At 40.2% G+C, this 13354-nt stretch carries 12 protein-coding genes; 5 read left to right on the forward strand and 7 right to left on the reverse strand.

What is annotated here, in order from left to right:
- Positions 1-325 precede the first annotated feature (325 nt).
- Genes AC2VOY_RS00895 through AC2VOY_RS00905 form a run of 3 tightly spaced genes read left to right on the forward strand, consistent with a single transcriptional unit; the run spans position 326 to position 2832 of the window.
- On the forward strand, positions 326-1930 hold the full coding sequence (locus tag AC2VOY_RS00895; RefSeq protein ID WP_491831756.1) for a flavin monoamine oxidase family protein: 1605 nt from the start codon (positions 326-328) through the stop codon (positions 1928-1930).
- The gene (locus AC2VOY_RS00900) at positions 1930-2307 is read left to right on the forward strand and encodes a c-type cytochrome (RefSeq protein WP_491831757.1); all 378 of its coding nucleotides are present in this window, start codon (positions 1930-1932) and stop codon (positions 2305-2307) included. Before AC2VOY_RS00895 ends, AC2VOY_RS00900 begins: the two co-directional genes overlap by 1 nt.
- A 15-nt stretch (positions 2308-2322) precedes the next feature.
- Positions 2323-2832 (forward strand): RidA family protein, encoded by a 510-nt coding sequence (locus AC2VOY_RS00905; protein WP_491831758.1) that lies wholly within the window; start codon positions 2323-2325, stop codon positions 2830-2832.
- Between the two features lie 221 nt (positions 2833-3053).
- On the opposite strand, the gene AC2VOY_RS00910 is transcribed toward AC2VOY_RS00905, so the two are convergent.
- Entirely contained in the window at positions 3054-3362 is a 309-nt protein-coding gene (locus tag AC2VOY_RS00910; RefSeq protein ID WP_491831759.1) for a c-type cytochrome, read from the reverse strand.
- Between the two features lie 88 nt (positions 3363-3450).
- The gene (gene matP, locus AC2VOY_RS00915; protein WP_491831760.1) at positions 3451-3873 is read right to left on the reverse strand and encodes a macrodomain Ter protein MatP; all 423 of its coding nucleotides are present in this window, start codon (positions 3871-3873) and stop codon (positions 3451-3453) included.
- Between the two features lie 135 nt (positions 3874-4008).
- Between matP and AC2VOY_RS00920 the strand changes: the two genes are divergently transcribed.
- Both AC2VOY_RS00920 and fabA read left to right on the forward strand, forming a co-directional pair.
- The gene (locus AC2VOY_RS00920; protein WP_491831761.1) at positions 4009-5670 is read left to right on the forward strand and encodes a S16 family serine protease; all 1662 of its coding nucleotides are present in this window, start codon (positions 4009-4011) and stop codon (positions 5668-5670) included.
- Positions 5671-5733: 63 nt separating this feature from the next.
- Complete coding sequence (fabA, locus tag AC2VOY_RS00925) at positions 5734-6252, forward strand: bifunctional 3-hydroxydecanoyl-ACP dehydratase/trans-2-decenoyl-ACP isomerase (protein WP_491831762.1); 519 nt, start codon at positions 5734-5736, stop codon at positions 6250-6252.
- 230 nt (positions 6253-6482) lie between these two features.
- Here the strand turns inward: fabA and rmf are convergent, their stop codons facing one another.
- From rmf to rlmKL, 5 genes are all read right to left on the reverse strand, one after another.
- Positions 6483-6656 (reverse strand): ribosome modulation factor, encoded by a 174-nt coding sequence (gene rmf / locus AC2VOY_RS00930; RefSeq protein WP_491831763.1) that lies wholly within the window; start codon positions 6654-6656, stop codon positions 6483-6485.
- Between the two features lie 304 nt (positions 6657-6960).
- Positions 6961-8910 (reverse strand): DUF3466 family protein, encoded by a 1950-nt coding sequence (locus AC2VOY_RS00935; RefSeq protein WP_491831764.1) that lies wholly within the window; start codon positions 8908-8910, stop codon positions 6961-6963.
- Positions 8911-8948: 38 nt separating this feature from the next.
- Positions 8949-10871: an ABC transporter ATP-binding protein gene (locus AC2VOY_RS00940; RefSeq protein WP_491831765.1), complete on the reverse strand. Its 1923-nt coding sequence runs from the start codon at positions 10869-10871 to the stop codon at positions 8949-8951.
- A gap of 39 nt (positions 10872-10910) precedes the next feature.
- Positions 10911-11168, reverse strand: coding sequence for a glutaredoxin family protein (locus tag AC2VOY_RS00945; RefSeq protein WP_491831766.1), 258 nt, complete (start codon positions 11166-11168; stop codon positions 10911-10913).
- Positions 11169-11176: 8 nt separating this feature from the next.
- Positions 11177-13312, reverse strand: a complete 2136-nt coding sequence (gene rlmKL, locus AC2VOY_RS00950; RefSeq protein ID WP_491831768.1) for a bifunctional 23S rRNA (guanine(2069)-N(7))-methyltransferase RlmK/23S rRNA (guanine(2445)-N(2))-methyltransferase RlmL — start codon at positions 13310-13312, stop codon at positions 11177-11179.
- Between the last annotated feature and the right edge of the window lie 42 nt (positions 13313-13354).

The raw sequence follows: 13354 nt of genomic DNA on the forward strand, positions 1-13354 counted from the left end.
ATCACTAACTATGCCTCATACATGCACCTCTAATGCACTATAACAACCTTTATTTAAAAAATAAGCCAAACCCTTAATACTTTAGTATAGAAAAAAACCACATTTTACTCCCATAGTAGGATGTAAATTAGCACTAAGTTAGCGCAAACCCATCATTTTAGTGCAATGTTAAGTTCCAAAATTAAGCATATGATTCAAACTGTATCTATTTTATTCCCAATCTCTCATCGTTCATCCCATTTAAAATATTGGCACAAAGCTTGCAAGTATAAACCTGTCAAATATAAGACGCTTATGTATACAATATAATTTATAGGGATATGCTATGGAAAATCAATTTTATGGGATTAGTCGTAGAAGTTTTATATATAAGATGATGGCATTAGGTGGTGCAAGTGCAGCATTTGTGGGTTTAAATGCATTCACTGCAAGACAAGCACAAAGTGCTGATCTACCACCGCAGCTTGTCAGCAATGGAACAGGTAAAAAAGTAGTGATTCTCGGAGCAGGGATTGCAGGAATGACATCTGCATACGAACTTGCAAAAAAAGGTTATCAAGTACAAATAATAGAAGCACGTGATTTTGCAGGTGGTCGTTGCCAAACAGCTCGGCATGGCAAAGTCATTGAAGAGCTTGGACATGAAAAACAAACCTGCGATTTTGATGAAGGTCAGTATTTAAACATGGGTCCGATGCGTATTCCTGCGCATCATAAATCAACACTTTATTACACCAAAGAATTCAACATTCCACTCGAAACCTATATCAATTATAACGAAGATGCTTGGGTTTATGATGATCATCAAAAAGGTATCTTTGATAAACCTGTAAGAATGCGCGAAATTCTTGCAGATATGCGAGGTTATACGAGTGAGATGATGGCAAAATCTATCGGCAGTGAAACCTTTGATATGCCAATGACAGATGAAGATAAAGTGTTAATGCTTGATTATCTTGTTAAAGAAGGCCACTTAGACTCTAAAGATTTGAAATATAAGGGTTATTCAGGTCGTGGTTATTTACAAGATCCGGCTGCATTAATGAATCCAGGTAAAGAAAGTCAGGCATATAAGCTTGATCAATTACTCAAATCAAACCTTTGGAAAGTGGCAGGTTCTGTCAGCAGCCATTCGCAACCGAAAACAACGTTCCAACCAGTTGGTGGTATGGATAAAATTGCCAAAGGCTTTGAAGCGCAAACGAAACAATTTATCAGCTACCAAACTGAAGTCAGCAAAATACGTCAATCGAATGGAAAGGTTTTTGTTGAAACCAAAAGCTTAAAGGATGATAGCACACAAACGATTGAAGCTGATTTTTGTATTTGTACTTTACCACTTTCAGTATTAAAACAAATTGATACCGATTTTTCTGAAGCGTACAAACAAGCAATGAGCGCGGTCGCTTATACGCCAGCCTGCAAACTAGGGATTCAAACTAAAACAAGATTTTGGGAGACAAACGATGGTATTTATGGTGGTCATAGTTTAATCACAGCTGGCAACCCTAAGACTGGAAATATTACTTATCCAAGTCATGATATGTTTACAGATAAAGGCGTATTGCTTGCGGCATATAACTATAATGGTGATGCTGCACAATTTAGTGCTTTGAAAGCTGACGAACGTTTCAAAAAAGCAATTGAATCGGGCAGCTTAGTTCATGGCGATGATTATGCGACTAATGCAGAGAAACATGTAAGTGTTAGCTGGCATTTAATGAAATATAACTTAGGTGGTTGGGCAAGCTGGACGCAAGAAGCTCGTGACAAATATTATCCAACGTTATGCGAACCGGAAGGAAATATTTTTCTAGCAGGTGAACATATGAGTTACATGACGGGCTGGATGGCAGGCGCGATTGAGTCGGCATGGGAGCAATTGGCAAAACTTGATGCAATGGCATCGCAGACAGCGAAGGTAGCATAATGAAAAAAGTAATTGTGAGTCTATTTTTTATAACTGTGTCGGCCACAAGTTTTGCAAATCCAGATGGTGAAGGATTATTTATGCAACAATGCGCAGCATGTCACCAAGCTACAGGTGAAGGAATAACTGGTGCTTTTCCTGCCTTAAAAGGCAACGATTATGTGCAAAATGAAAATGAGTTGTTAGTCGATACCATTATGTATGGTCGTGCTGGAATGCCTTCATTTAAAGATAGCTTAGATGATGAATCATTTACACAAGTTGTGAATTACATTAAATCCGCATGGGGAAATCAGGGCAAACCGATTGAAATGTCAATAGTGACAACGTCACGAAATAATAAAGCAGGTCATGAAGCACTTGCACGTCAAAACTAGATAAGGATATTTAACATGAAAAAATTATTAGTAAGCCAGAAATTATGTATTTTAGCCCTGAGCTGCGCTTCAAGTTTGGCTTTTGCTCAAGATACCATCGAAAGACATTATAATGAGGGCAGTAGTTTTCCAATTGCCAAAGCTGTAACTTTAAAAGCGGGCACAGATATTATCTATTTAAGTGGCACAGTACCGGGCGCTTTTGATGAAACCAAAGAGAAAAACTCAATTGAGTATTTTGGCAATATGGAGCAGCAAACGGTCTCAGTCTTAAACGCTATTGACGCAAAATTAAAGTCACTAGGTTTAACAATGAAAGATGTTGTAAAAATGCAGGCTTTCCTTGTGCCAGATAAAGAAACGGGGATCTCTGACTTTAAAGGTTTCATGGCCGGATATACACAATTTTTTGGTACAGAAGCGCAGCCGAATTTACCAAGCCGATCGGCGCTCAATGTACATAGCTTAGTAAACCCTGGTTGGTTAATTGAAATCGAGGTCGTCGCAGCGAAATCTGCTGAGTAAAATATATAGCAAAAATTAGTAGGGTAGAATAAGCGAGATATCTATATCACAAATCCGCAGTTATAGAATCTCGCTTTTTACTTGGTTAAAACATTTAAATGCAGTCTAGATAAAGCAAGTCATCCGAATATTTATACAAATCCTATTTAACATAAGATACATTATGCGCACCTAATGATTGTTATAGTCAGCTCGCTAAGGCATGCTTATAATAAAGATGCTTACTCTGCATCTTTTAAGCTTTCATAATACGCTGCAATATTCTTCACATCTTGGTCAGACAATGTTTTCGCCATTGGCGACATTAATGGATCATTACGTTCACCGCTACGGTATGCATTTAATTGCTTTTCCATATATGGTGCATTTTGGCCACGTAAATTTGGATATGTTGGTAAAATGGCAATTCCATTTGCGCCGTGACATGCCGCACATGCAGACGACTTCGCTTGACCCGCTGCAATATCAGCATCTGATGCTTGTGCTTGAAAACCAATTGCTACCAGTAGTAAGACTAGATATGCTTTCATTTGCTATTCCTTATCATTGAAAGTATGTGATTTTATTAAACCTGTATTTTAATATTATAATTAATTTTCCTTGCGATATACCTTGGCCTTATTTCAATTCCAATTCATCATCAACTAAGTTATCTAATTGCGTGGTTTCAGTTAATAGATACTCGATCGTGTCTGATAATGTGGCGCCAAGTTGATTGGCACGTTGAGAAAGTTTTTCCCAAACAATGTACTCCAAATCAATCGATTTTTTCTTGGTGTGTTTATGCTCAGCATTGAAATAACGTTTACGCTTTGCTCTAATGGCTTGGCTTAGCTTCACTTCTAAATCTGGATTCATTTCTTCATTTATCCAGCTTTCAATCGCTTGCGGATCGTGTTCTGCGGCAAGTAATTTATTAACAGAAACTTGCGCTTCACTGGAATCAATAAATCGACTGATTTTTACTTGTGATTGATGTTTTTTAAGCAGATACTGCCATTTCCACCCTGCTTCTAAGTTTTCGAGCTGTTGGTATTTCATCGCGTTTACTCTCGTTTTTTGCCAGTTACGCTGTCACAATATATCTCTATTCTAACGATATGAAGAATATACTCAAGCTGTTTTTTTCTATATACTTAGGCTAACTTAGTATGCCTTTAAAAGAATGAATAATTAATGAAAAAACCAGAACCTTGGCAGTCTCTTCAAGCATCTTTCGAACCTTTTTTATCTTTATTTGATAACTATCAAGATATCTCAATCACTGAGTTTTATCACTTGCAACCCCGCCTGATGGCAAGTATCGAAAGCTTTCAACGCTCGATGCATACCATGATGCTCATTAATATGCCTGATAACCTGGTATATCGAAACTTACTAAAAGATGCGTTCGATGCTCAAGGTACTGTTCATGTACTGACTTCTGAATCAATTAAAATTGAAGATTACTTGGGCCAGTATCAAGTTCAAGGGGCTGATATTCATGAAATTAAAGGTCTATTTGAATTGGCCGATCAAGGACTTTTAATCATCCCTGCAAATTTAATATTAGCTAACCCAAAAGACTGGCCTTTGATTAAAGGTATTTTAAATCAGCAAGCTTATCAAGCGCTAGCATGTGATCCAAAACGCATTTATCCAAGTCCTGAAGATAAAAAATCCCAGTTTAAACTTGTGATCACTGGTGATAGAGACCAACTTGCTGATCTTGAGCTAATTGACGATGGGCTAAGACCACCTGTTGCGATGTTTGCTGAGATTGAACTTGAATACAGATTTAACCAAAATAATAGCTCACTTTACTTAGGTTACTTAAAAAAATTAACCCAAGAGATGGGTTTCTCTGCTTTTGCGGATAAACCTTCGTTAGCTGCTTTCTTAAATCAAGGAACGCGTCAGACTGAAGACCAGTTTTATTTACCCTTATCACCGCTATGGCATAAATATATTTTAAATGAAATCAAACAGTTATCAACCAACACTGTTATTCATAAGGCTGTGATTGAAAAAGCTATTCAAAAGCAAAATTATTATCATGAATACTTACCTAAACGCGCGCTTGAAGATATATTAGATGGTCAAGTTATTATTGAAACGCAAGGCCAACGTATAGGTCAGGTAAATGGATTAACTGTTGTTGAAGTCACCGGACACCCAACGAGTTATGGTGAACCCGCGCGTATTTCTTGTGTTGTGCATCTTGGTGATGGTGATATTTCTGATGTTGAGCATAAAACAGAGCTAGGCGGTAATTTACATGCGAAAGGTATGATGATTATGCAAGCATTCTTGACTAGTGCTCTTGATTTAGAAGAACCTTTGCCTTTTGCTGCATCGATTGTGTTCGAACAGTCTTACAGCGAAGTTGATGGGGACAGTGCATCACTTGCAGAGCTAACGGCATTGGTCAGCGCCCTTTCAAATATCCCTGTAAATCAACATGTTGCTGTCACTGGCGCAGTTGATCAGTTCGGCCGTGTGCAAGCTGTTGGCGGTTTAAATGAAAAAATCGAAGGCTTTTTTAATATCTGTAAACACCAAGGTTTTAATCAAAAGCAAGGTGTTGTATTGCCAAAAGCGAACTTACGTCACCTATCTTTAAACCCTGAAGTGATGCAAGCAATTCAGGACGGCCAATTCCATTTATGGTCTGTTGATTCAGTCGACGATGCCATCCCACTTTTATTGAACCAAGTTTTCCGCCATGAAGAAGATAATCATGAATGTGACTCTTGTGTCTTAGATGAAATTGCAAAACGCATTCAGCATCTTCATAAAGATGAACATACACATGAAAATTGGTTCTATCGCTTAAAAAACAAGCTCTTTCAGCACTGATCGGATTTGTTTAGCGTACACCTGTCCACTAAGATAGTAGGATATTTTTTGGAGTGATATATTATGCAAAACAAACGTAACGCTTATACTCGTGAAGATCTTCTTGCCTCAAGCCAAGGCGAACTTTTCGGTCCTGGTCGCCCACAATTACCGGCGCCAAATATGCTCATGATGGACAGAATCAGCAATATCAGTGATGAAGGAGGCCTATTCGACAAAGGTCAAATTATTGCTGAGTTAGATATTACTCCTGATCTATGGTTTTTTGATTGCCATTTTCCTGGTGATCCTGTGATGCCTGGTTGTCTTGGTCTTGATGCAATGTGGCAATTAGTTGGCTTCTTCCTTGGTTGGGTTGGTGGCGAAGGTAAAGGTCGCGCACTAGGTGTGGGTGAAGTGAAATTCACTGGTCAAATTTTGCCAACAGCCAAAAAAGTAACATACGAAATAAACATGAAGCGTGTTGTTAACCGTCGCTTAGTCATGGGCCTTGCTGATGGTCGCGTCTTAGTTGATGGTAAAGAAATCTATGTTGCGAAAGATTTAAAAGTTGGTTTGTTCCAAGACACCTCTTCTTTCTAACACCTTCGATAGTCTCGTTTTAAACGCTCTTAATTAAGGGCGTTTTTTATTGCTATTAGCCCTATCTTTTATTTAACTATGTTTTTATTCCTCAGTGTTTGATTTGAATTTTCATCATATATCAATTTAGTTATAATGCTCTAGATGTTTATATAAAAGCCAAAACTGTCAGCTAAAATAACAACTCATATCGCGTTATTCTTTATAGCAAGTTTTGGCTGTAAGTTACTCTATTTAATTAATCCAGATTGTTTATCATCCCGAGCATCACGCCATCCGCCCATCCAATTTGACCTTGCTTCAGCTTGTTGATATGGACAGTCGTCCATTGAACGGCCATTAAGTCCAGCTTTGTAACCTTGTGATTGAGCTCTTTCGAGGCGGTCGCGTTTTTGTCTCTTCATAAAACAGTCCTTTTACTTGTGAGTTTCGCAACTTAGTTATTTCATTAAGCAAATAACAGTGGCTCTAGATTAAATAAAACATGAAGAAAATTTCTTACGCTTTACGAAGCCACTTATGACAGTTTGGTTTAGTTTTAATGATAATTCAAGCATAAAAAAAGTGAGCTTTGAAATCTCAAAACCCACTTTCATAATATGTATATTAACTGAAATAAAACAAAAACTTAGACTGTATAATATGGACTTACAATTTAGTCCTATTTACTTTGGCAAGTATTTTGCATTTTTATTTCAATTTGGTGACTTAGCTAAACTTTCGGCGTAATGAAACCAAAGCCAAAGCAAATAAGCCAAATACACCTAAGCTACCACCGCCATCACGATCAACAGTTTCACCATCATCTTCATCACGTGAAACGCGATCAGCGGCTGTTGCGCCATTAATTGGAATTAATTTAACAGCAACGGTTTCTTCATCTTGACTGCCATTACCACAAAGCGCGTCACGAGATAGGTCATCGTATCCCCCTTCACACTTAATTGCTTTTGCAGCAATCACGCCAGCATCATTAATATCGTTGGCTTCAAGAATGCGATATTGATTAGCCTCTGATGAAGCGCTATCACCTTCTGAAAGCGTTAAGTCATCCAAAAGTGTCGCACTTGTACCGATAATATCACGGCGCTCAGCATTTGTGCCTTCTGCATCAAGCGCATAGATGAAACCACGGATGCGACGTGCTTTTCCATCGACTTCTTCCGTATTTTCAACGCTGACAGTACCAACCATTTCATTAAAGTTATTGATAGCATTTGGAATAGCAGTCGTGCCATCCAAGAATAATCCGCCAGCTAAATATGTAGCGCTTGGGCTACCACTTTCAATATTATCAATATAAAAACCTTCCGTATTACCACTTCCGTTTTCAGGATAATAGGTACGACGTTTGGATTCACCAATTGCAATCAAGTTTTTATTGATGTCTTTCACAACCGAGTGGCTATAAATTAGATCATTGTCATCTTCAAGTTCTGCATTTGAAACAAAGCTCGACTCCCATGCTTCCTCTGTTACCCCATTAAAACCATCTTTAGGATAGAATACAGCCGCTTGCATTCGAAAATCATCATCATCATAATCAGAATCATAGCCAACTAAAATAGGCAAGCCCGCGTATGTTCCCGTTTCTGGTACAACTGCCGCGCGTACACTCGATTGAGCCGTTTCTTCATCATCAGTCGCAGTATCACCATCATGCCACTGCGCCGCAGCAACACCTGATGCGCCATCGGTTATATTCCAAACATATGCTTTTTGAGCAAAACCAACATGTTGGCAATCAAACATGGCCGCAGGATCGGTTACATTTTCACAATTACTAATGTTTGCTTCAACATTATACTCATCTGAATCATAATCATAAGCCTCACCGAAATTTACTGGTGCTACAGCCGCTGCGCCAACAACATATTTATTACCGGCATATTCAAATATATCATAGGCGTAAGTTCGGCCCATTTGTTTTACAATATCTTGCTCTGCATCTTGTTTTGGCAGTAGTGAGACATCACCATAAAAACCACGTTGACGATAAGCAAGCGCATAATGACCGTCTACATCATAATAGCCAGAGCTTGTAATACCGATTGGCGTTTCATCATCTAAATTGGTGATATACACATTATTCGTGTTATCAACAAGCGTACCTTCTGTTGTGTCTTGTCCTGGTTTATACTCTGAATCAAGTGGCGCTGTCACAGTGCTTGACTCAACAAAGCCTAGCGAGTTAGTCACATAATTAGCATCATAAAATGCATCACGCTCACGACGCAAACCACCTAATTCAGCGTCTGCATCAACATTTCCATACCAAAGTTCATCTGCAACGTTCTCACAAAGTTGATCTTCATAACCATAATTATAATCACAATAGTTTTCTAGATCGTCTTCATCTAAATAAGACCACGAATTATCATAACCAAATGGCACTTCTTGTTCATAAGGTATACCAGGATTACCACTAAATGTATTACCTGCTACCGCATATGTTGTATCCGTGCACGATTCACCAAAGCAGCCCAAAGGGTTGGAGCTATTTAAGCTTTCATCTGATGGCTGAACCACAATAGCTTGAGTCGTTGTTTTCACATCACTCGGAGTGACTTCAACGACTTTGTAAATTGCGGCATTTACGCCAGTCGCCATCAATAAAGCGGCTGATAAAGTGCTGAGTTTAAACGTTTTATTCTTCATTGAAAATTTGATTCCTATCACTTTAATACGAATATAGCTTATGCGTTTTGCATCGATTCAAGCGCTTCCCATCGCTCAAAAGCTACTTCTAATTCTTCTTCGGTTGTTTGCAGCTGATTTAGTATTTTTTGCGTCTCAGCAGGATCTTTACTGAAAAAATCAGGTGCATTGACTTGTGTTTGCAAGCTTTCGATTTCTTGCTCAAGTTCCTCTAAACGTGCAGGCAATGCTTCCAGCTCACGTTGCAGTTTATAAGATAATTTTTTTGGCTTAGCTTTTGGCTCAACAGGTTTCACCGCTGGCTTTTCTTCAGCTTTAGCTTGCGCTGTACTTGCCGCTTGAATTGTCTGACGCTTGGCAAGTGCTTGCTCTCTTTGCTGCTTGGCATCATGATAGCCACCAACAAATTCTTCAATCACGCCATCGCCCTCAAAGATCCAACTTGTAGTCACTGTATTATCAACGAATTGACGATCGTGACTGACCAAAAGCAAAGTGCCTTGATAATTGGCAAGTAAATCTTCCAAAAGTTCCAATGTTTCAATATCTAAATCATTGGTTGGCTCATCGAGAATCAATAAGTTGTTCGACTTTAAGAACAAACGGGCTAAAAGTAAACGGTTTTTTTCACCACCGGATAAGGCTTTAACTGGTGTACGCGCGCGTTTTGGCTCAAACAAAAAGTCTTGTAAATAACCAAGCGCGTGACGCGTACGGCCACCGACCGTGACCTCTTGTTTGCCGTCAGCCAAGTTATCCATAACAGTTTTTTCAGGATCAAGGGTTTCGCGATATTGGTCGAAATAAGCGACTTCAAGTTTCGTGCCGCAATGCAAGCGCCCTGCTTGTGGCTGGAGTTCATCAAGCAGAAGCTTTAAAACTGTACTCTTACCACAGCCGTTTGGCCCGATTAAGGCAATCCGGTCGCCACGCATAATATTGAAGCTAAAGTTATCCACGATGATTTTATCATCGAAACGATAATGCAAGTTTTCAGCTTCAAAGATAATTTTGCCAGAACGGTTTGATTCATCAATATTAATATTGGCGCGACCTTGAACTTCGCGGCGTGCTGCACGCTCTTCACGTAGTTTTTTCAGTGCGCGCACACGACCTTCGTTACGTGTACGACGTGCTTTAATACCTTGACGGATCCAAACTTCTTCTTGGGCTAGCTTTTTATCAAACTCTGCATTTTGCATTTCTTCAACGCGCAGTGCTTCTTCTTTATCTGTGAGATATGTTTGATAATCGCCTGGGTATGAGCTTAGTTTACCACGATCTAAGTCGACAATACGTGTGGCCATCGATTGGATAAAAGAGCGGTCATGCGAGATAAAGATAATTGATCCGCGAAAATCTTTCAAAAAACCTTCAAGCCATTCAATGGTGCTGACATCTAAGTGGTTGGTCGGCTCATCAAGAAGTAACACATCTGGGTCGCAAACCAAAGCGCGAGCTAACGCTGCTTTACGTTGCCATCCACCTGAAAGCTCGGTAAGCAATGTATTTGCCGATAAACCAAGCGAGGCTAAAATATTCGTGATGCGGTCATCCAAACGCCACCCATCCAAGTGATCAAGCTGCTCTTGCAGACGCGATAACTGGTTGATGTTTTTTTCACTTGGATCTTCGGTCACTTTATCAAGCTGCTCGTGATAACGCGCCAAAACTTTACCCGCTTCAGCAAGACCTTGTGACACATATTCAAACACAGTGCCCGGCTCATTACGGGGTGGATCTTGCTCAAGGCGTGAAACCACAACATCTTGCGTCACTTGCAGGCGTCCATCATCCATAATGATTTCGCCAGCAATCACCTTCATTAAGGTTGATTTTCCTGCGCCATTACGCCCAACTAAACACACGCGTTCGTTGTTTTGCAGGGCAAAATCCGCTTTATCTAATAATGGGTGATCGCCAAAAGCAAGCTGCCCATTGTGTATGGTGAGTAACGCCATATGTATCAAAACCTTATATTTATTTATCTATTCAATGACTTATTGAATGCTTAAGAGCCAATGTTCTAATTGCGTTTTATCAAATGGCCAATAGAGTTTCGGCCCAAGACACGCACTTGGCGCTAAGTCATCTGCAAGTTGCAATACCGGAATATGCACCCCGTATTGCGCAAAAAGCGCATCATCAAAAGCTATATCTATCTCTTCTATTGCTTGCATAATACCAATCTCTTGGCATAAAGCTTTGGCCTGTTCACATAAATGACAACCTTGGGTTGAGAAAAGATATAGCTTCATGAATATCCTTATTTGTGGGTGATCAACCAACAGTTATGAATTTGCTTATTACGCGCAAAATCAAGTGGTAAGGTTTGACTTGAAATATTATTTGCCTTCAAACCTAAGCCATCTAAAGCTTCAAGATCCATTTTAAAATGACGTTTATTGTTTGAGAAAATCAAGGTCCCATCAGGGCGCAATAAACGTTTTAGATCTGTCATCAAGGCAATATGATCACGCTGCACATCAAAGCTTTCTTTCATGCGTTTTGAGTTTGAAAATGTTGGCGGATCGATAAAAATCAAATCAAAGGTGCGATCTTCATGCGCAAGCCACTGCAAGCAATCGGCTTGTTCAAACTGATGCGCATCACTGTCAAAGCCGTTCAGCGCCATATTTTGCTGCGCCCACTGCAAATAGGTATTCGACATATCAACCGTTGTCGTTGATTTCGCGCCGCCTTTTGCTGCGTGCACACTGCCACTGCCGGTATAAGCAAATAGATTTAAGAAATCTTTGCCCGCAGCAAGCTCACCAATGCGTTTACGCGTGAGTTTATGATCCAAGAATAAACCTGTATCTAAATAATCATGCAAGTTCACCAGTAGCTCAACGCCATATTCATGCACTGTCATATAGTTCGACTCTTGTGCAAGCTTTTGATACTGGCTTTTGCCTTTTTTACGCTCACGGGTCTTTAAGATGACTTTGTTAGCAGGAACATCTAAAACTTGAATTGTCGCGCGAATAATATCAGTTAAACGACGCTTAGCTGTTTCTTCTGGGACCGATTTTGGCGCCGCGTATTCTTGGATCACCAAGTGATCGTCATACTTATCAATCGCTACATTATAATTGGGTAAATCAGCATCATAAATGCGGAAACAATCTAGTTTCTCTTTACGTGCCCACTTGCCTAATTTTGCCATATTTTTCTTCAAACGATTGGCAAAATCTGGTGCAATTTCAGGCTCAACAGCGTGTTGCGTGGTAGGCCCATTGGCATCAGCACTCGAAGGTTTAGCTGTGATCTGATAATTTTTTTGATGACACATGATTGCGCCATTGCTGAGCTTGTATTGCTTGTCTGCGCGCATACGTAAACAGCTTAAAAGATCATCATTGGATGAGAAGATACTTGCTTTGCAGCCGGTGAAATTGTTTTTCATCGCTGCGCCAAATGCAGTATACAAGGCAATAAGGCCCGGCTCTGTGCTTAAACGCTCACCATATGGAGGGTTTGACACGATCACGCCAGTTTCAAAGCCTTCTGGCTTGCTAAGAGTTGCAGCATCCCCTTGGGAGAATTGGATCAGATGCTCAACACCAGCGCGTTTGGCATTTTCTTGCGCGGTTTTCAATACGCGTGGATCATTATCGACACCAAAGAACATCGGTTCAAGTTTGCCAAGACCACGTTTAGATTGCACGCGCGCCTCAGATTTAACTTGCATCCAAGTTTCAATATCAAAGTTTTTGAGTGATTCAAAACACCAGCGCGCGCGTTTTACGCCAGGGGCAACGCCCGCTGCCATGAGCGCAGCTTCAATCAAGATGGTGCCTGAGCCGCACATAGGGTCAAGTAAAGCTTCACCCGGCTGCCAACCACTACGGAGTAAAATTGCGCACGCTAAGGTTTCACGCAGTGGCGCCATCCCTGCTGCAGTGCGATAGCCACGTTGGTGCAAACCACGGCCGACCATATCTATGCCTAAAATCGCGCGGTCACGATGCAAACGCACATGGATGCGCAGATCAGCGGCTTCTTTACTAATTTCAGGGCGAGCAAGGTTACGCTTGGTGAAAGTATCAACAATGCCGTCTTTAACTTTCATCGCGCCATATTGGCTGTTACGAATTTCACGGTTGGTCCCGTTAAAGTCCACAATGATTTTTTTATCTGAATCAAAATGTGTTGGCCAGTTAATTGCTTGCACGGCAAGGTAGAGATCCATGTCATCATTACAATAAAATTCAGACAGGATAGAAATAAAGCGTGAAGCCAAACGGCTCCAGAGACAGCAGCGATAAGCAAGCTCAAGATCGGCGCTAAAACGCACCCCAGCTTGAACAGGTTTGGCGTCTGTGACACCTAATTTGGTGAGTTCTTCGACAAGCAGGTTTTCAAGACCATTTGAAGTGATAGCTAAATATTGATTCATTGTGGCATTTTTCGTTACGCAAAGGAGTTGCAGTATACCTTA

The organism is Vibrio sp. KMM 9700, from assembly GCF_058545285.1.